We start from the raw sequence: 19,839 nt of genomic DNA, 5'->3' as shown, positions 1-19,839 counted from the left end.
CTAAAATGGCTTTAAACAAAGCAGAAATCCTCGACGCTATCGCCGGCATGTCTGTGCTGGAACTGTCTGAGCTGATCAAAGAAATGGAAGAAAAATTCGGTGTGTCAGCTGCTGCTGCCGCTGTTGCTGTTGCTGCTCCTGCAGCCGGTGGCGAAGCTGCTGCTGCCGCTGAACAAACTGAGTTCTCAGTCGTTCTGACTGAAACCGGTGCTCAGAAAGTGAACGTCATTAAAGCCGTTCGCGAACTGACAGGTCTTGGCCTGAAAGAAGCGAAAGATCTGGTTGACGGTGCACCAAAACCAGTTAAAGAAGGTGTTTCTAAAGCTGAAGCTGAAGAAGCGCAGAAAAAACTTGAAGACGCCGGCGCTAAAGCTGAACTCAAGTAATCATCTTACGATGATACCCGGAGTGGCTTTTGCCACCTCCGGGTTTTTGCGTTTCTAGGAAAGACGACCTTTTCACTGTCTTAGCGACAGAATAAATTGAAAGAAGGCGTTTTTCGTGGAGTCGTAAAACCCCATGGATTATGGACAACCCCATAATTCTTACAACCCTCTCGAGTCGGAGTGCTCATGCCTTACTCGTACACAGAACGAAAGCGTATCCGTAAAAGCTTCGCAAAACGCGAAGATGTCCAGGACGTACCTTATCTGTTAGCTACACAATTACATTCCTACCGTACTTTTCTGCAACAGTCGGTTTTTTCAAACCAGCGCAAAGACGAAGGTCTGCAGGCGGCGTTTAAATCCATTTTTCCGATCGTCAGCCACAATGGCATGGCGAGGCTGGAGTTCGACAGCTACGCGCTGGGCGAACCCGTGTTTGACGTCAAAGAGTGCCAGTTGCGTGGACTGACCTTTGCCTCACCGCTACGCGCCAAAGTCAAACTGGTTCTGATGGACCGTGAAGTCAGCAAACCTACCGTGAAAGAAATCAAGGAACAGGAAGTCTACATGGGTGAAATTCCCCTGATGACAGACACCGGTTCTTTCGTTATCAACGGTACTGAGCGTGTAATCGTATCACAACTGCATCGTTCTCCCGGCGTGTTCTTCGAACACGATCGTGGTAAAACGCACAGCTCGGGCAAACTGTTGTTTTCTGCCCGCGTAATTCCCTATCGCGGCTCGTGGCTTGACTTTGAGTTCGATCCGAAGGACGTGTTGTTCTTCCGTATTGACCGTCGCCGCAAGATGCCAGTTACCATTTTGCTCAAGGCTATTGGCCTGACACCGGAAACCATTCTGGCGCATTTCTACGAATTTGATCATTTCGATGTCAAATCCGAAGGCGCGCTGATGCAAATGGTGCCCGAACGCTGGAAGGGCGAAGTTGCCCGTTTCGATATTGCTGACAAGAACGGCAATGTGCTGGTCGAAAAAGACAAGCGTATCAACAGCAAGCACCTGCGCGAACTGGCCAATGCCAAGATCGAACGCATTTCCGTGCCTGAAGATTATCTGATTGGCCGCGTACTGGCCAAGAACGTGATCAGTGCGGACACAGGCGAAGTGATTGCCAATGCCAATGATGAGATCACCGAATCGCTGCTGACCAAGATCCGTGATGCGAACGTGCGTGAGATCCAGACCATTTTCACCAATGAACTGGATCGTGGTGCGTTTATTTCACTGACTCTGCGCACAGACGAAACGGCTGACCAGATGGCTGCGCGTGTCGCGATTTACCGGATGATGCGTCCGGGCGAGCCACCAACCGAAGAAGCGGTCGAAGCATTGTTCCAGCGTCTGTTCTACAGCGAAGAATCCTATGATCTGTCGCGTGTTGGTCGTATGAAGGTCAACAGCCGTTTGGGTCGTGGCGACGATATCACTGGCCCGATGACGCTGACCGACGAAGACATTCTTGAAACCATCAAAGTACTGGTGGGGCTGCGTAACGGCCAGGGTGTGATTGACGATATCGATCACCTGGGTAACCGTCGCGTGCGCTGCGTAGGCGAACTGGCCGAGAATCAATTCCGTGCCGGCCTGGTGCGCGTTGAGCGTGCTGTCAAGGAGCGTCTGGGTCAGGCTGAAGCCGATAACCTGATGCCGCATGACTTGATCAACTCCAAGCCGATTTCGGCTGCCATCAAGGAGTTTTTCGGTTCCAGCCAGTTGTCGCAGTTCATGGATCAGACCAATCCGCTGTCCGAGATTACGCACAAGCGTCGTGTATCTGCATTGGGCCCGGGTGGTCTGACGCGTGAGCGAGCCGGCTTTGAGGTTCGGGATGTGCATCCGACGCACTATGGTCGTGTGTGTCCGATCGAAACGCCAGAGGGTCCGAACATTGGTCTGATCAACTCCATGGCGCTGTATGCCCGTCTGAACGATTACGGTTTCCTGGAAACCCCTTACCGCAAGATTATAGACGGTAAGGTCAGTGACCAGATCGAGTATTTGTCAGCCATTGAGGAAAGCCACTATGTGATCGCCCAGGCCAACGCGGTGCTGGACGAAGAAGGTCGCTTCCAGGATGATCTGATCGCTTGCCGTGAAGCCGGTGAAACCATGCTGACTGCGCCTGAAAATGTGCATTACATGGACGTGGCGCCATCCCAGATTGTTTCTGTTGCCGCCTCGCTGATTCCGTTCCTGGAACACGATGACGCCAACCGGGCACTGATGGGCGCCAACATGCAACGCCAGGCCGTACCGTGTCTGCGTCCTGAAAAACCGCTGGTGGGTACGGGTATTGAACGTACTGTGGCGGTTGACTCCGGTACGACAGTGCAGGCAAAACGGGGTGGTATCGTCGATCATGTTGATGCCGATCGCGTGGTGATTCGTGTCAATGACGACGAAAACCAGGCCGGTGAAGTGGGTGTGGACATCTACAACCTGATCAAGTACACGCGTTCGAACCAGAACACCAACATCAACCAGCGTCCTATCGTCAAGCGTGGTGATCACGTTGCTCGCGGCGACGTACTGGCCGATGGTGCGTCCACTGACCTGGGCGAACTGGCACTGGGCCAGAACATGCTGATCGCGTTCATGCCGTGGAATGGCTACAACTTTGAGGATTCGATCCTGATTTCCGAAAAAGTGGTGGCGGATGATCGTTATACGTCTATCCATATCGAAGAGCTGACCGTGGTTGCCCGTGATACCAAACTGGGTAACGAGGAAATCACACGCGACATCAGCAATCTGGCAGAAACCCAGCTGAACCGTCTTGACGAGTCTGGTATTGTGCATATTGGTGCAGAAGTGCGCGCCGATGATGTTCTGGTCGGTAAAGTCACGCCAAAAGGCGAGACCCAACTGACGCCGGAAGAAAAACTGCTGCGTGCGATTTTCGGTGAAAAAGCCTCAGACGTAAAAGACACGTCGCTGCGCGTGCCTTCGGGCATGGTCGGTACCGTGATTGATGTTCAGGTCTTTACCCGTGAAGGCGTGCCTCGCGACAAGCGTGCCGAATCCATCATTAATGATGAACTGAGCCGCTACCGTCAAGATCTGAATGACCAGTTGCGTATTGTTGAGAACGACACCTTTGATCGTATCCGCAAGCTGCTGATCGGTAAGACGGTCAATGGTGGTCCGAACCGCCTGCCAAAAGGCTCTGTGATTACCGAGGAATACCTGGACGGCGTAGAGCGCTGGCACTGGTTCGATATCCGCCTGTCTGACGAAGGTGCTGCAGTGGCCCTGGAACAGACCAAGGAATCGGTCGAGCAGAAACGCCATGAGTTTGATCTGGCCTTCGAAGAGAAGCGCAAGAAACTGACGCAGGGCGATGAGCTGCCTCCAGGCGTGCTCAAAATGATCAAGGTCTACCTGGCCGTGAAGCGTCGTTTGCAGCCTGGTGACAAAATGGCCGGCCGTCACGGTAACAAAGGTGTGGTATCGCGTATTACACCCGTGGAAGACATGCCTCACATGGCTGACGGCACGCCCGCAGACATCGTACTGAACCCGCTGGGCGTTCCGTCACGGATGAACGTGGGTCAGGTGCTGGAAGTGCATTTGGGCTGGGCTGCCAAAGGTGTGGGCCACCGGATTGCCGATCTGATGAAAGATGAGCGTGCGGTCCAGGCGAGTCAAATCCGCGAGTACCTGAACAAGGTGTACAACACGACTGGCGCCAAGGCGCAGATTGATGTGTTGACCGACGATCAGATCATTGAAATGGCACGCAATCTGCAAAACGGTGTGCCGCTGGCAACGCCTGTGTTCGATGGCGCTACCGAAGAAGAGATTACCAGTATGCTGGAACTGGCCTATCCTGATGATGTGAAAGAAAGTCTGCAACTGACCGACTCTCGCACCCAGGCTTACCTGTTCGATGGCCGTACTGGCGAGCGCTTCGAGCGTCCCGTCACGATCGGCTATATGCATTATCTGAAACTGCATCACCTGGTGGACGATAAGATGCATGCGCGTTCTACGGGTCCGTACTCTCTTGTGACGCAGCAGCCATTGGGTGGTAAAGCCCAGTTTGGTGGCCAGCGCTTCGGTGAGATGGAGGTGTGGGCACTTGAGGCCTATGGTGCTTCGTATACGCTGCAGGAAATGCTGACCGTTAAATCGGATGACATTGCCGGACGTACCAAAGTGTATGAGAACATTGTTAAAGGCGATCACGTCATCGACGCAGGTATGCCTGAGTCGTTCAACGTGCTGGTGAAAGAGATTCGCTCTCTGTCACTGGACATGGATTTGGAGCGTAAAGAATGAAGGGATTATTAGGTTTATTCAAACAGATTTCCCAGGATGAGCAGTTCGATGCCATCAAGATTGGGATTGCCTCTCCTGAAAAAATCCGTTCATGGTCCTATGGCGAAGTCAAAAAGCCAGAAACCATCAACTATCGGACATTCAAGCCGGAACGTGATGGTCTGTTCTGCGCCAAGATCTTTGGCCCGATCAAAGATTACGAATGTCTTTGCGGTAAATACAAGCGCCTGAAACATCGTGGCGTGATCTGCGAAAAATGCGGCGTCGAAGTGACAGTGACTAAAGTGCGTCGTGAACGCATGGGTCACATTGAACTGGCCAGCCCGGTTGCGCATATCTGGTTCCTGAAAAGCCTGCCATCCCGTCTGGGCATGGTGCTGGACATGACCCTGCGCGATATCGAACGCGTACTGTACTTTGAAGCATGGTGCGTGATCGAACCAGGCATGACGCCGCTCAAGCGTGGTCAGATCATGTCCGACGACGATTTCCTGGCCAAGACCGAAGAGTACGGCGACGACTTCACAGCCCTGATGGGTGCTGAAGCCGTGCGTGAGCTGCTGCGCACGATCGACATCGATCGCGAGGCGGAGTCTTTGCGCGCCGAACTGAAGGCGACCAGTTCCGATGCCAAGATCAAAAAGATCTCCAAGCGTCTGAAAGTGATTGAAGGCTTCCAGAAATCCGGCATCAAGCCGGACTGGATGGTCATGGAAGTGCTGCCCGTGCTGCCACCGGATTTGCGTCCGCTGGTGCCGCTGGATGGCGGCCGCTTTGCGACCTCTGACCTGAATGATCTGTACCGTCGCGTGATCAACCGTAATAACCGTCTTAAGCGCCTGATTGAACTGAAGGCGCCGGACATTATCCTGCGCAACGAAAAACGTATGTTGCAGGAATCGGTCGATTCGCTGCTGGATAACGGTCGTCGCGGCAAGGCCATGACGGGCGCCAACAAGCGCCAGCTCAAATCCCTGGCCGATATGATCAAGGGTAAAAGCGGTCGTTTCCGTCAGAACCTGCTAGGTAAACGGGTGGACTACTCCGGTCGTTCAGTGATTGTGGTGGGCCCTCAGCTCAAACTGCATCAATGCGGTCTGCCCAAACTGATGGCGCTGGAGCTGTTCAAGCCATTTATTTTCAATCGTCTTGAGATTATGGGTCTGGCGACCACGATCAAGGCCGCGAAAAAACTGGTTGAAGCCCACGAGCCTGTAGTCTGGGATATTCTGGAAGAAGTGATTCGTGAACACCCTGTGATGCTCAACCGTGCGCCTACGCTGCACCGTTTGGGTATTCAGGCTTTCGAACCGGTCCTGATCGAAGGCAAGGCGATTCAGCTGCATCCACTGGTATGTGCCGCCTTTAACGCCGACTTTGACGGTGACCAGATGGCTGTTCACGTACCGCTGTCGCTCGAAGCACAGCTGGAAGCGCGTACGCTGATGCTGGCATCCAACAACGTATTGTTCCCTGCCAGCGGCGAGCCTTCCATCGTACCTTCCCAGGATATCGTGCTGGGTCTGTACTATGCGACTCGTGAACGCATCAACGGCAAGGGCGAAGGCCTGTTCTTTGCCGATCTGGCCGAGCTGATCCGTGCTTATGACAATCGTGAAGTTGAGCTGCAGTCACGCGTGACTGTGCGCCTGAACGAGTACGAGAAAGACGATCAGGGTGAATGGCAGCCTGTGCTGCGCCGCTTTGAAACCACTGCCGGCCGTGCGATTCTGTCGGAAATTCTGCCTAATGGACTGCCGTTCAGCGTGCTCAATCGTGCGCTGAAAAAGAAAGAAATTTCACGCCTGATTAACCAGTCGTTCCGTCGCTGCGGTCTGCGCGATACCGTGATTTTTGCTGACAAGTTGATGCAAGCCGGTTTCCGCCTGGCCACCCGTGCCGGTATTTCGATTGCCATGGGTGATATGGTCATTCCGACTGTGAAGCAGGAAATCCTGACGCAGGCCAGCAACGAAGTCAAAGAGATCGACAAGCAGTATTCGTCAGGTCTGGTGACTTCGCAGGAGCGCTATAACAACGTGGTGGATATCTGGGGCAAGGCTGGCGATAAAGTGGGCAAGGCCATGATGGAGCAGCTGGCGACAGAGCCGGTTGTCACCCGTCTGGGCGAAAATGCCCGCCAGGAATCGTTCAACTCCATTTACATGATGGCCGACTCGGGCGCCCGTGGTTCAGCGGCGCAGATCCGTCAGTTGGCCGGTATGCGGGGCCTGATGGCCAAGCCCGATGGTTCGATCATCGAGACGCCGATTACCGCCAACTTCCGTGAAGGTCTGAACGTACTGCAGTACTTTATTTCCACGCACGGTGCACGTAAAGGCCTGGCCGATACCGCGCTGAAAACGGCGAACTCCGGTTACCTGACTCGTCGTCTGGTGGACGTGACCCAGGATCTGGTCATCACCGAAACCGATTGCGGCACAACCAACGGCTATCTGATGAAAGCCCTGGTAGAAGGTGGTGAGATTATCGAACCATTGCATGACCGTATTCTGGGTCGTGTTGCGGCTGCCGATATCGTCAATCCTGATACGCAGGAAACCGCTATTGCGGCCGGCACTCTGCTGGATGAGGATGCCGTGGAACTGATCGATCGTATCGGTGTGGACGAGGTCAAGATCCGTACGCCGCTGACCTGCGAGACCCGCCACGGGCTTTGCGCGCACTGCTATGGTCGTGACCTGGGTCGCGGCAATATGGTCAACACCGGTGAAGCCGTTGGTGTGATTGCGGCCCAGTCTATTGGTGAACCGGGTACCCAGCTGACCATGCGGACGTTCCACATTGGTGGCGCAGCCTCGCGTGCGGCCATGGCCTCTTCGGTTGATACCAAGTCTGCCGGTACCGTTGGCTTTGCCGGTTCGATGCGGTATGTGACCAACGCCAAGAACGAACGCGTGGCTATTTCCCGTTCCGGTGAAATCGTGATTTTTGACGATAGCAACCGCGAACGCGAACGTCACAAGATCCCTTATGGCGCAACCGTGCTGGTTGGCGATAACGATAGTGTCAAAGCCGGCACCCGTCTGGCTACATGGGATCCGCTGACCCGTCCGATCGTATCCGAGTACTCGGGTGAGGTCCGCTTCGAGAATATCGAAGAGGGTCAAACCGTTGCCAGACAGCTCGATGAAGTGACCGGCCTGTCAACGCTGGTGGTCATTACACCGAAATCGCGTAGCGGCAAGACGCTGATGCGTCCGCAGATCAAGCTGGTTAATGAGGCTGGTGAAGAGGTCAAAATCGCCGGTACCGATCACTCCGTGAATATTTCATTCCCGGTCGGTGCGTTGATTACCGTACGCGATGGTCAGCAGGTCAATATCGGGGAAATCCTGGCTCGTATCCCGCAGGAATCACAGAAAACCCGCGATATTACCGGGGGTCTGCCGCGTGTGGCCGAGCTGTTTGAAGCTCGTTCGCCCAAAGACGCCGGTATGCTGGCAGACGTCACAGGTACTGTGTCGTTTGGTAAGGATACCAAGGGCAAGCAGCGTCTGGTCATTACCGAGACCGATGGCACCGTGCATGAATTCCTGATTCCGAAAGAGAAGCAGGTGCTGGTGCATGATGGCCAGGTGGTGAACCAGGGTGAGATGATTGTAGATGGTCCGGCTGATCCTCACGATATTCTGCGTCTGCAGGGTATCGAGAAGCTGGCGACATACATCGTCAACGAAGTGCAGGACGTGTACCGTCTGCAGGGCGTGAAAATCAATGACAAGCACATTGAAGTGATCGTTCGTCAGATGCTGCGTCGTGTGAACATCGTGGATGCGGGTGATACCTCGTTCATCACCGGTGAACAGGTTGAGCGTGCCGAACTGCTTAACGAGAATGATCGCGTGGTTGCCGATAATAAGATCCCGGCTACCTATGAGAACATTCTGTTGGGTATTACCAAGGCGTCGCTGTCCACCGATTCGTTCATCTCTGCGGCTTCCTTCCAGGAAACCACAAGAGTTCTGACCGAAGCGGCCATCATGGGTAAACGTGATGAACTGCGCGGTCTGAAAGAGAACGTGATCGTGGGTCGCCTGATCCCCGCCGGAACCGGTATGTCGTTCCACCAGGCCCGCAAGGCCAAAGAGGAAAACGAACGTGCCGAACGTGCTGCCGTGCGTGCCCAGGAGAATCCTTTCGAGGAGTCTGCTCCGGTTACGCTGGACAATGTGTTTGCACCTTTGGGTTCCAACTCCGACGACGAGCCGCCCACTGCCGAATAAGCAGACAGGTAGCCAGATGTCATCCCGGTTTCGGCCGGGAGCCCAAAGCGCCTTGCGTCACTGATGCAAGGCGCTTTTTTATGCCGACAATTCATGACGACATGAGAAAATTCACCTCTGTTTAAGCCGGCAAGCAGTACATTTGAAATGTTCGGTGGGTTTGCAAGACGCCACCAGCACATTTCGATACAATAAATCTCCCCACACCCAACTGTCTAAGCGAAGAAACCCATGGAAAAAGTGTCCCTTGATAAAAACAAAATCAAAATTGTATTGCTCGAAGGCGTTCACCAGAATGCGCTGGATGTGCTGCACGCATCGGGCTACAGCAATATCGAATATCACAAAAAAGCACTGGAAGGCGATCAGCTCAAGCAAGCCGTCTCCGATGCTCATTTCTTGGGGATTCGTTCGCGCACGCAACTGACCGCAGACGTACTGCAGTCGGCCAGGAAACTGGTCGGCGTCGGCTGTTTCTGTATCGGTACCAACCAGGTAGACTTGCAGGAAGCCAAGCGTCTGGGCGTCCCGGTATTTAATGCGCCATTTTCCAATACGCGCTCTGTCGCCGAATTGGTTCTGGCCGAGCTGATTTTGCTGATGCGTCGCGTGCCGGCGGCCAATGCCGAAGTGCATCGTGGCGAATGGGTCAAATCGGCCACGGGCAGCCATGAGGTCCGTGGCAAGAAGCTGGGGATTGTCGGCTATGGTCATATCGGCACTCAGTTGTCGGTTCTTGCCGAAGCGCTGGGTATGGAAATTTATTTCTATGATGTCGAAAGCAAGCTGCCGCTGGGCAATGCGCGCATGGTCAGTTCGCTGACCGACCTGCTGAATATTTCAGATGTGGTTTCGCTGCATGTACCGGAAAATGACAGCACCAAAAATTTGATGAGTGCAGAACGCATTGCGCAAATGAAAGTGGGCGCGCATCTTATCAACGCATCGCGTGGAACGGTAGTCGATATTGACGCGCTGGCCCAGGCGCTGGAAGAAAAGCGGCTCGCCGGCGCGGCCATTGACGTGTTTCCGTCCGAGCCCAAGTCCAACAACGAAGAGTTTGTCTCTCCACTGCGCAAGTTCGATAACGTGATCCTGACGCCGCATATCGGTGGTTCGACTTCCGAAGCCCAGGAAAACATTGGCATCGAAGTAGCCAGCAAGCTGGTCAAATACTCCGACAATGGCTCTACGCTGTCTGCGGTGAACTTCCCTGAAGTCTCGCTGCCAGAGAACAAGAGCGCTCGCCGTTTCCTGCATATTCACGAAAACCGCCCCGGCGTGCTCACGGCAATCAACCAGGTATTCCAGCAAGATGGCGTCAACATTGTCGGCCAGTACCTGCAGACCGATCCGCAGAACGGGTATGTGGTGATCGACGTGGAAACGCCTGAAGTGGACAAGGCGCTGGTTCAGCTCAGGGCAATCCCAGGCACCATCAAGACACGCGTCCTGTATTGATCAATCGGTATGCCGGCCTGATGCAGGCTGGCAAAGGGCCCGGCACAGCACCAAGCTGCACCGGGCCCTGAATTTTTCCAGGCCGGTGTGTTCAGGCGTTTATCTCATGGTGCGCTAGTTTTTATTCCAGAGTGCCCGAGTTTTTATTTCTGAGTACGCCGGTCTTTATTCCTTCATGCCCAGTCGTATCAGCTTGCCATCGCCGGTGTCGGTCAGGACATAAACATAACCGTCTGGGCTGACTTTCACATCACGAATGCGCTCGCCTTCGAATATGACCTGCTCATCTTTCAGCGCATCGCCTTCCACCTTCAGATTCAGCAAACGCTGTTGCGCCAGGGCGCCAATGAAAACCGTTTGCTTCCATGACGGGAAACGGTCATGGTCGTAAAAGGCCATGCCGCTGATCGCAGGCGAGACTTTCCACGCGTAAATGGGCTGCGTGAGGCCAGCGCCTTCAGTCCCCTTGGCTTCCGGAATCGGTTGCCCGGAATAGTTGATGCCGAAAGTAGCCAGCGGCCAGCCGTAGTTCTTGCCTGGCTCGGGGATATTGACTTCATCGCCCCCGCGAGGGCCGTGTTCATTGGTCCATAGTGCGCCGCTCCAGGGATTGAGCGCCGCTCCCTGTTGATTGCGATGTCCATACGACCAGATCTCGGGCCGTACTCCTTGTTTGCCCACGAATGGGTTGTCCTGGGGAATACGGCCGTCAGCAAACAAGCGAACAATTTTCCCTTGCAGCTTGTCCAGATCCTGGGACGTGGGGCGCTGGTCATTTTCGCCCAGCGCGATGAACATATAGCCCTTGCGATCGAAGATGATGCGCGAGCCAAAGTGGTTGCCCACAGACAGTTTGGGTTCCTGGCGGAAAACCACCTGGAAATTTTCAAGCCGGGTATTGTCAGGGGTCAGTTGACCGAATCCGACGGCAGTTCCCGCTTTTCCATCTTTGCCTTCTTCGGCATAACTGAGGTAAACGTTGCGGGTTTCGGCAAAATCAGGGGCAAGAACCACGTCAAGCAAACCGCCCTGGCCTTTGGCCCAGACCTTGGGGCTGCCGTCCACGACAACGGGCTTGTCGCTGTCGGGTTTCAGGTAATTAAGGTTGCCGCTGCGCTCGGTAATAAGCATGCCGGCATCTTTCGGCAAAAATGCCATGGACCAGGGGTGATCCAGTCCTGTCAGCAGTGTTTCTGTCGTGATGTTTTCGGCAACGGGCGCTTTGTCGCCGACAGACAGGGTCGTCTGCGCTTTTGCCGTAGCAGCATAAAAGCCGGTCACAACGGCGGCTGCCATCACCATATTGGTAATCGTTCTGCGCAATAGCGCCACGCTGGTCGTCCGAGGCGTGATCGACACTGAGTTGGATGGCAAGTGCAAAGATACAGGTACGGCTGACTTCATACGGATCTCCTGGTGGCTATTGGCAATAGGCGCTCACTTGCGCACGTTGAGGTTCGGCGCGATGCCCAGCGCATGCAATGACGGATTCAACTTGAAGTTGACAACTGGCTGAATGAGTAGATGATTAGAATATAAACGAATATACCTGCAACTGGCAGAAGATGCTTATCACAAATGAAAATCAGTGTTCTGTGCGACCGTGGCAGAGAACTGCTTTGCCGGCGTGTAAAACAAATGCAATGCGAGGCATCACTAGCCCACTCATGCCATTGGGTAGAGCAGCTCAGCGGTTAACTTGTCTTTTCACTGTCAGGCCTCCATATTCGCCAATCCGCAAAATCCATCGGCAACGGGGCAGCGGCGATTGCAATTGCAACTGTAATTGTCGCGGTAATGGCAATAGCAACAGCAACAACAGCAACAAAGCGCATGTCGTTATCGAAAGCTCTTCAGGTGGATGCTGGTTTCCGAATTGCTGATGTTGCGGATCAGTCTGATACGCTCCAGTGCCTGGCCCAGTTCAGCCAGCGACCCGGCCTCCAGTTCGGCCAGCAGGTCCCAGCGGCCATTGGTGTCGTGCAGGGCCACAATGCAGGGTTCACCAAGCAGGCTGGCGATCACCTGGCGGCTCATGTTCCCTTCAATGGCGATGCTCATCCATGCACGAATGGTCTGCACTTGCGTGTCCGGACGCAGTTGCACCGTGTAGCCGATAATGACGCCGCTGTCTTCCAGGCGCAACATGCGGTTGCGTATGGTACCGCGGGACAATCCCAGTTTTTTGGCCAGATCGGCGATCGCGTAGCGGGCATTCTGGCGCAATAAAGAAATAAGCGCTTGGTCTGTGGAATCCATATTTTGCTCATTCAGTCATTTTGAACTGCCATTATGGCAAAAGAATCACCAAAAGTGTTCAATATTGCCGATATGCTTTGCCGTCACTTTGCGGCACACTAGAAGAAACGAAACTTTGGCAGTAACCAACACAGTCGGCACACGAGGCCCGTTGCAGTCAATGGCCAGGGGCTGACCCCGGCGTCATGTTTCAGGCGGCATCGCCTCGGTGCTATGGCCCAGGTGTCATTGGACAGGCTTCATCGCCTCCGGCGTCATGGAACAGCCGCCATGGATCAGCCGGTCATGGCGAGGGCACTATGACCGGAAAAACGGACAGGCGCGCACGGAAGGATACGGGCCAAGTCCGCTAGCAGCGGCAAGAGCCGGTACATGGCCCGTCACCGTGGGGCACGCGATAGAAAAGGCGCGCGGGCGTAATCGGACACTGGCATCGGAACCGATATCGGAACCGACAAAACATAAATGGAGATAATATGAGCAATCTGAAACAGCTAAATCTGACAACCGGGCTGATCCGTCCGCAGGACGTGGCGCGCATCGTGCAGCAGCAGGGCATGAAGCAGACCCTGGATGGCGTGATGAACTCTATCCTTTCTGACTACCTGCGCTGGGACGAGTTTGACAAGTCGTCGCGGGTTGCCAAGTATGTACAGGATGGTGTGATGGAGCTGATGCCCATCGCTGATAAACAGAATTATTCATTCAAGTATGTCAATTGTCATCCGCATAACCCTGCGGAAGGGCTCTCCACGGTGCTGGCTTTTGGCGCATTGGTAGACAACAGCACGGGCAAGCCCGATGTGCTGTGCGAACTGACGCTGACGACCGCGCTGCGCACTGCCGCCATGTCGGCGCTGGCCGCAAAATATCTGGCGCGCAGCGATAGCCGTCGCATGGCCCTGATTGGCAATGGATGCCAGAGCGAATTTCAGGCGCTGGCCTTTCATTATCTGCTGGGTATCCAGGAACTGAGCGTCTACGATATTGATCGCGCAGCCTCCGAAAAGCTGGCTGATAACCTGCGCCATACTGGAATGACGGTTGAAATTGCCGACAGTGTGGCTGATGCTGTGCAGGGTGCAGACATTGTGACCACGGTAACTGCTGAATATTCGCGCGCGCACATTTTGACACCAGAAATGATCAAACCCGGCATGCATATCAATGCGGTGGGCGGCGATTGCCCGGGCAAAACCGAGCTGCACCCGGACATTCTGTCGCTGGCAACCGTGTTCGTAGAGTTCGAACCACAAACGCGCGTGGAAGGGGAACTGCAAAATGCGGCCCCCGATTTTCCCGTCAGCCATTTGTGGCAGGTGTTCCAAGGCCAGGCCAAGGGTCGTGAAGCCGACACACAGATCACTTTGTTCGATTCTGTCGGTTTCGCGCTGGAAGACTTCTCGGCGCTGGTCTACATGCGGGACACTGCTCGCAAACTGGGGCAGATGCAGCCTATTTCGCTGGTGCCTGAACTTGCCGATGCCAAGGACCTGTTCTCCTATCTAGGCGTCGGGCAGGTTCAACGCGACGTCGAAACCGTTGCCGCGCTGCCCTAAGTGTCAGGGGGCCGGCTAATGCGCCGACTGTCACGCCAAATAAGTCGAATATGAGGCAGCCAGCCTTTAAAATCAGACTTCAAAGAAGTACCTGCAAATGGCATGAATACGTACAATGGCGTCATTGCCATTTCGTTTGCGATATTCATGCCATTTTCCGTTTCAGATAGGCCCGCGCTGCTGCAACTGTGGTTTGCCGGCCCGGCGTTGCAGGTCGAGTACGACCCGCAGGCGCTGACCGCCGAGGACCGTGCCCGCCAGGCGGCACGTCTGGCCGCGCGCAAGGCTAATGAGTGGCGTGTCAGCCGGGCCCTGCAGCGCCGTTTGCGTGGCCCCTGCCAATCATCAAGCCTGTCGCATAGTGCCGGCCATGCCCTGTGGGCGGCCTCCGCGCTGCATGGGCAGATTGGTGTTGACCTGGAGCGGTTGCGGCCCCTTGATGAACTGGCGCTGGCCAAACTCATTGCCCATGACGATGAGAAGTTGCTGTTGCACCGTCTGCAGGGACAGGATCGGACCCGATTTTTCTTCCGGCTGTGGACGCTCAAGGAAGCATTAGTGAAGGCGGTCGGCGGCGACTTTCCGGCAGACATGCTGCGGGTGGGGCTGCGCCAGGGGTCATCACGCCATGCAGAGCCAGTAAAAGCCACGGCTATGGTCGACGGGGCGTTGCCGATGGATGTTGCACGCGCCGTGGGTGGCAGAGGTGTCGCCCCGTCTGGAGCACCTGCCAGGCAGGACCCGTCCTGGCACCTGACGGGGCTGGGTGAGTGGCAGTGGCACGGACTGTCGGCCATGATCGGTCCAAGCTGGATGATGGCGGTAGTATGGTCCGGTGAGAGCCGGTCAACACAGGCGCCACCCCTCCGAATCCTTGCGACAGAGGCAGTGCCCGGTGAAGCTCGCCCGCTCAGGCTTGAGCAGCCTGTCGCTTTTGGCGTTATGCCGACAATCGAGACCTGACACCTGGCATCAAGCGTCGTTTCGTTTCGAGCAAATGCTGGCGTCTTCAATGGCCAGGCTCATGGCCCGGTGCATGGTGTCGGACTGGGGGCGCGTAATATGCGCGCCGTCCGAATTGCTGTCGAAACCGACGATTTCTGCGTAAATACGCGTTCCGCGTGCCAGGGTGCGTTCGGCCGCATCCACGCACAGTTGCGATACCCGGCCAAGGCTGCGCAGTTGCTTGCGCTCCCAGTGGGCCGGGTGCTGATAGTCTGCCACAGGGGCGGCCAGCCGCGTGTTCAGTTCGGTATAGCGATCCCATTGCGGCATCGTGCATATGGCGCTGCGTTTCTGGGCAAAGGCCTACCGGATCCGGAGCCAGTCGCTGCCCAGTGCTGTGATGCCGCCAATCCCTGTGACAACCACACGTTTCATCAGCAAAGGCCCCCATTTACCGATAGCACCTGGCGAGTGATATAGCCGGCTTTGTCCGACATCAGGAAGGTGACGGCCGCTGCCACTTCGTCGGGGCTGCCGGCACGCTGGGCCGGTATCAATTTCAGGATCTCGTCTACGGGCACCTGCACATCCAGCATGTCGGTGTCAATCAGGCCGGGCGCCACGCAATTGACGGTGATGCGGCGTTTTGCCAGCTCCACGGCGAGCGCCTTGGCCGCACCGATCAGGCCTGCCTTGGACGCGCTGTAGTTGACCTGCCCGCGGTTGCCAATCAGTCCCGAGACCGAGGCCATGCAGACAATGCGGCCGGGCTTGCGCCGACGGATCATGGGCATGATGAGCGGGTGAAGCACGTTATAGAAGCCGCCCAGGTTAGTGTCCAGCACCTGGTCCCAGTCTTCATCGGTGAAGGCCGGGAAGGCATTGTCTCGCGTCAAACCCGCATTCAGAACAACGCCATAGAAGGCATCATGGTTTTCCAGGTAAGTCTGCAGCGTTTGTCGGCAGGTCTGGCGATCAGACACGTCAAATTGCAGGATGTCGGCGTCACGGCCCAGGGCGCGGATTTGCCCGGCCACTTCCTGCGCGTCCTGCCAACGCTGGCGGCAGTGCAGCGTGATATCAAAGCCGGCTTGCGCCAGGTCCAGGGCGATGGCCTTGCCAATCCCCCGGCTGGAGCCGGTAACGAGAATACGAGCGGTGGTCATGCCGTTTGCTCCTGCATGTATTGTTCAATATCTGGCGGGCTGAAAACGCTCAGCCGGCCCGTGGCCACCGTTTGCGCGGCGGCCCGATCGGTGTTGTCTGGTTGCTCAAGCAACGACAGACGGCAATCGAAGACCCCGAAGCCTGTGGTCTCATCGCGCGTGGAGGCTTGCACCTGGACATGCAGCAGGCTGCCCTGTGCGACAGAGGAACGCAATATATCAAACTGGCGGCTTCCGAGCAAAAAGCCCAGGCTTGGCGGGCGGCCCGCATCGCGGGCGTGGCAACCGGCCAGTGCGGCAATGCCCTGCGCCATGATTTCAATGCCGCAGTACATCGGCAGTCGCCCGTCCGCATCCAGGAACAGATGATCGGGGCCAATGCGGGCCAGAGCGTGTAGCTGCGTGTCGGAATACGAGATGATCTCATCGAGCAGGATCATGTTGCCGGCGTGCGGCAGCAAAGGCGCAAGATGGCGAATGGGAGTGTGCATCAGGACGCCTCTCCCAGTATCAGCACGGCATTATTGCCGCCAAAGGCAAAGGACAGGCTCATACCAATACGCGGCTCCTTTTTCCATCGCGAGCGGTGGTCTGTCAGCTCGATCGCGGGCAATGCGGGATCGACCTGGCCATCCCACAATTGCGCCGGCAACCGGCCTGTGGGGTTGGTCTCTGAATGGATCACGCCCCACAGCAGCGCGGCTTCCAGCGCGCCTGCCGCGCCCAGCGTATGCCCGGTCAGCGGCTTGGTGCTGGTGCAGGGCACGCCACGCTCAAAGCAGCGGGCCAGGGCGAGGCTTTCCATGCTGTCGTTCAGTTCCGTCGCCGTACCATGCAGATTGATCCAGCCGATGTCCTGGGCCTGCAGCTGCGCATTTGCCAGGGCCTGGCGGATGGCCAGGATGGCGCCTTTGGCCTGCGGATCGGGCGAAGACATATGCCAGGCGTCGGCGCTGTTGCCAAAGCCCAGCAGGGGCAGGCCGTCGCCGTCCTCGCGCGTCATGACAAAGAGGGCCGCAGCCTCGCCGATATTGATCCCTTCGCGGTTAAGGGAAAACGGGTTGGCAATGCCGGCCGATAAGGCCTGCAGGGAATCGAAGCCGTTGATGGTCAGATGGGCCAGGGAATCGACGCCGCCGCAGATGACCGCATCGCATAAACCGCTGGCAAGCAGCCGGTGCGCCGTGATAATGGCTCTTGCGCCTGAGGTGCAGGCGGTGGAAATGCTGTAGACCGGCCCGCCCAGGCCGAAATGGTGGGCCAGGAAATCGGCGGGTGCCGACAATAGCTGGCGTTCGTGCCGGTATAGTTGCCGATCCCACTGCCCATCGCGGGCAAAGGCCTGGAAGGCGGGGTAGTTGTCGTCCACGCCTGTGGTGGTCGTGCCAATGATGACGCCGATGCGTTCGACGTCATACTTTGCGCGAACGCGCTCGATCGTGTCCTGCATCTGGCTCGCCGCATGCCACAGCAGACGGTTGTTGTATGTGTCGAAGTACGCCGGTGTGCCGGCGGGCAGGGCAGGCGGGGCAGCTGCCGGGCGACCGGTATAAAGTGTTTTGCCGGGGACCCACTGGGTTTCCGGAGCCAGTGGCGATACGCAGGCGTCAAACAGTGTCTGCATTGTCTCGGCGAAGGTCAGCCCCAAAGCGCTGACAGTGGCGGGCGGGCTCAGGTAACTTCTCATGGGCTTGTGGCTATCGGTGTCAGTTGCCATTGGCTGTCATCCGGCAAGGTAATATGGATGACGGAATCTGAAACAGGCGGGGCGGTTTGCCGGCGACCCTGGTCATGGGGCGTTGCGGGCAGTTGCAGCGACCACAGCGTGCGCCCATGACGACTGAATGTATAGGCATTCCGCATGCCGCCGGTTTTGACCGGGGTGATGTCGACTTCGGGATAGGCGTTGGCCCATTGCTTCTTGCCGATCTGTGCCGCAATGATGGCTTCGAACAGCTGGCGGGCCCTCGGATTGGGCGGGGCAAAGCCGTCGTTCGTCCAGTCGCCGTCGCGCAGCAACAGGCGGGCCAGTGGCGCCCCTAGCGGATTGGTCTGGATCCAGCGGCTGGCGCCCCCCGCGTCAGGCTGCACGACCAGCAGGCTGTCCTCGGTCTGTCCGGGCGCCGTGACCAGACCGAGTTTGTAGGATTGAACCTGTGCGGGCTCGTGATAGTGGCGGGGCAATATCGACGTGGCGGCGCAGCCGGTGAGCAACAGCACCAGCAGCAGGCACAGCCAGCCGCCCGCAAGCTTGCGTTCAGGTATCCAGTTGTGCTTCACCACATATCTCCGCCAGCGCCCGCAGGCGCCGTTCTGATTTTTCAACATAAGGGTTGCTTGTGTCCCATGCATACCCGGCCAGGATGGCAGCGATCATGCGCCGAATATCCTGATTAATTTGTGTGGAGTATATAACATCCTGAAAGCGGCAGTCATACCAACCGGCCACGTAGGTCCTGAAGGTGTCTATACCCACGCGCAGGGCATCGGAAAAATCCCGTTGCCAGTCTGCAGCCTGCCCGCGCAGCGTCTTGTCTACCAGCGTGGTAGCCAGTTTGGCTGAGTGCATGGCGATGGTAACGCCGGAGGAAAATACCGGGTCGAGAAATTCGGCGGCGTTGCCCAACAGGGCAAAACGCTGACCATACAGGGTTGTGACGTTGGCCGAATAGCCACGCAGCGGATTGACCGGCGTATCCCATTTGGCATCGGCCAGCAGGTGTCGCAAGCGGGGTATTTCATTGACCATATCCTGCAAAAACGGCAACGGCTCGCGTCCGTTCATGGCCAAGCGGTCGGGTTCGCCCACCACGCCGATGGAGCAGCGGCCATGACTGAATGGAATGAGCCACATCCAGATGGCGCGGTCGTGGGGGTGGGTGGCGATGACGATTTTTTCACGGTCGAAATCGGGATCGCTGATATTGTCCTGAATGTGGGTAAACCAGGCTTCTCGCATGGGGAACGGCGATGGCTGTTCCAGATTCAGCAGGCGTGGCAGCACCCGGCCATAGCCACTGGCATCCAGCACGAAACGGGCCTGTAGCGTATAAGACTGGCCCTGGTCGGTAGAAACCGACAGCGTAGCGTGCTCCTGTGTGCTCGTCATCTGAGTGACGGTGTGGCCGAAATAGACCTGGGCGCCTTTGTTGGCCGCTTCCTGGATGAGAATCTGGTCAAATTTGGCGCGTTCTACCTGAAAGGTGGTTCCCGGTCCTGCAGTGAATTTGTCACGAAAATCAATCACGGCCTGTCGTTCGCCCCAGGTGAAGGCGGCACCGTTTTTGATCTGAAAGCCAGCTTCATTGACCACTTGCAGCAGACCGGCTTCCTTGAGGATTTCCATACAATAGGGCAGCAGGCTCTCGCCGATAGAAAAGCGCGGAAAATGCTGGCGCTCAAGCACGCACACCTGCCAGCCCTGCTGGCGTAACAAGGCGGCGGCAACGGATCCGGACGGCCCGGCGCCGATAATGGCGATGTCTGTCGTCGCGGGTAAGTGGTGTGATTCCAT

At 56.5% G+C, this 19,839-nt stretch carries 14 protein-coding genes; 6 read left to right on the top strand and 8 right to left on the bottom strand.

Annotation, left to right across the window (positions count from 1 at the left end):
- Nucleotides 1-5: 5 nt before the first annotated feature.
- The 4 genes from rplL to serA all read left to right on the top strand — a co-directional run bounded on the left by rplL (nt 6) and on the right by serA (nt 10,396).
- The gene (gene rplL, locus CAP48_RS01370) at nt 6-386 is read left to right on the top strand and encodes a 50S ribosomal protein L7/L12 (protein ID WP_100694223.1); all 381 of its coding nucleotides are present in this window, start codon (nt 6-8) and stop codon (nt 384-386) included.
- Between the two features lie 186 nt (nt 387-572).
- A complete protein-coding gene (gene rpoB, locus CAP48_RS01365; RefSeq protein WP_100694222.1) occupies nt 573-4,688 on the top strand; it encodes a DNA-directed RNA polymerase subunit beta in 4,116 nt (1,371 codons plus the stop codon).
- Nucleotides 4,685-8,935 carry a DNA-directed RNA polymerase subunit beta' gene (gene rpoC, locus CAP48_RS01360; protein WP_100694221.1) on the top strand — a complete coding sequence of 1,417 codons (4,251 nt, stop codon included), beginning with the start codon at nt 4,685-4,687 and terminating at the stop codon, nt 8,933-8,935. Before rpoB ends, rpoC begins: the two co-directional genes overlap by 4 nt.
- A 231-nt stretch (nt 8,936-9,166) precedes the next feature.
- Nucleotides 9,167-10,396: a phosphoglycerate dehydrogenase gene (gene serA, locus CAP48_RS01355; protein WP_100694220.1), complete on the top strand. Its 1,230-nt coding sequence runs from the start codon at nt 9,167-9,169 to the stop codon at nt 10,394-10,396.
- A 165-nt stretch (nt 10,397-10,561) separates the two neighbouring features.
- Here serA and CAP48_RS01350 read toward each other — a convergent pair whose 3' ends face one another.
- A complete protein-coding gene (locus tag CAP48_RS01350) occupies nt 10,562-11,719 on the bottom strand; it encodes a PQQ-dependent sugar dehydrogenase (protein WP_369806318.1) in 1,158 nt (385 codons plus the stop codon).
- Nucleotides 11,720-12,235: 516 nt separating this feature from the next.
- Nucleotides 12,236-12,655, bottom strand: coding sequence for an Lrp/AsnC family transcriptional regulator (locus CAP48_RS01345; protein WP_100694219.1), 420 nt, complete (start codon nt 12,653-12,655; stop codon nt 12,236-12,238).
- Between the two features lie 476 nt (nt 12,656-13,131).
- On the opposite strand from CAP48_RS01345, the gene CAP48_RS01340 reads away from it, so the two are divergent.
- Nucleotides 13,132-14,214, top strand: coding sequence for an ornithine cyclodeaminase (locus CAP48_RS01340; protein ID WP_100694218.1), 1,083 nt, complete (start codon nt 13,132-13,134; stop codon nt 14,212-14,214).
- 102 nt (nt 14,215-14,316) lie between these two features.
- Complete coding sequence (locus CAP48_RS01335) at nt 14,317-15,177, top strand: 4'-phosphopantetheinyl transferase superfamily protein (protein ID WP_100694217.1); 861 nt, start codon at nt 14,317-14,319, stop codon at nt 15,175-15,177.
- Nucleotides 15,178-15,186: 9 nt separating this feature from the next.
- Here CAP48_RS01335 and CAP48_RS01330 read toward each other — a convergent pair whose 3' ends face one another.
- The 6 genes from CAP48_RS01330 to CAP48_RS01305 all read right to left on the bottom strand — a co-directional run bounded on the left by CAP48_RS01330 (nt 15,187) and on the right by CAP48_RS01305 (nt 19,839).
- Nucleotides 15,187-15,489, bottom strand: a complete 303-nt coding sequence (locus tag CAP48_RS01330) for a hypothetical protein (protein ID WP_192871261.1) — start codon at nt 15,487-15,489, stop codon at nt 15,187-15,189.
- 104 nt (nt 15,490-15,593) lie between these two features.
- Nucleotides 15,594-16,325, bottom strand: a complete 732-nt coding sequence (gene fabG / locus CAP48_RS01325) for a 3-oxoacyl-ACP reductase FabG (RefSeq protein WP_100694216.1) — start codon at nt 16,323-16,325, stop codon at nt 15,594-15,596.
- Nucleotides 16,322-16,816, bottom strand: a complete 495-nt coding sequence (locus CAP48_RS01320; RefSeq protein ID WP_100694215.1) for a hypothetical protein — start codon at nt 16,814-16,816, stop codon at nt 16,322-16,324. Before CAP48_RS01320 ends, fabG begins: the two co-directional genes overlap by 4 nt.
- Complete coding sequence (locus tag CAP48_RS01315; protein ID WP_242444285.1) at nt 16,816-18,042, bottom strand: beta-ketoacyl-ACP synthase; 1,227 nt, start codon at nt 18,040-18,042, stop codon at nt 16,816-16,818. Before CAP48_RS01315 ends, CAP48_RS01320 begins: the two co-directional genes overlap by 1 nt.
- On the bottom strand, nt 18,009-18,605 hold the full coding sequence (locus tag CAP48_RS01310; protein ID WP_153045642.1) for a hypothetical protein: 597 nt from the start codon (nt 18,603-18,605) through the stop codon (nt 18,009-18,011). The genes CAP48_RS01315 and CAP48_RS01310 overlap by 34 nt, the downstream gene beginning before the upstream one ends.
- Entirely contained in the window at nt 18,583-19,839 is a 1,257-nt protein-coding gene (locus CAP48_RS01305; protein WP_100694212.1) for an NAD(P)/FAD-dependent oxidoreductase, read from the bottom strand. The genes CAP48_RS01310 and CAP48_RS01305 overlap by 23 nt, the downstream gene beginning before the upstream one ends.

Origin of the sequence: Advenella sp. S44 (assembly GCF_002810445.1) — a bacterium.
Taxonomy (GTDB): Bacteria; Pseudomonadota; Gammaproteobacteria; order Burkholderiales; family Burkholderiaceae_B; genus Advenella.
Note: the sequence above shows the minus strand (reverse complement) of the source record. Positions and strands in the feature narration are given on the sequence as shown.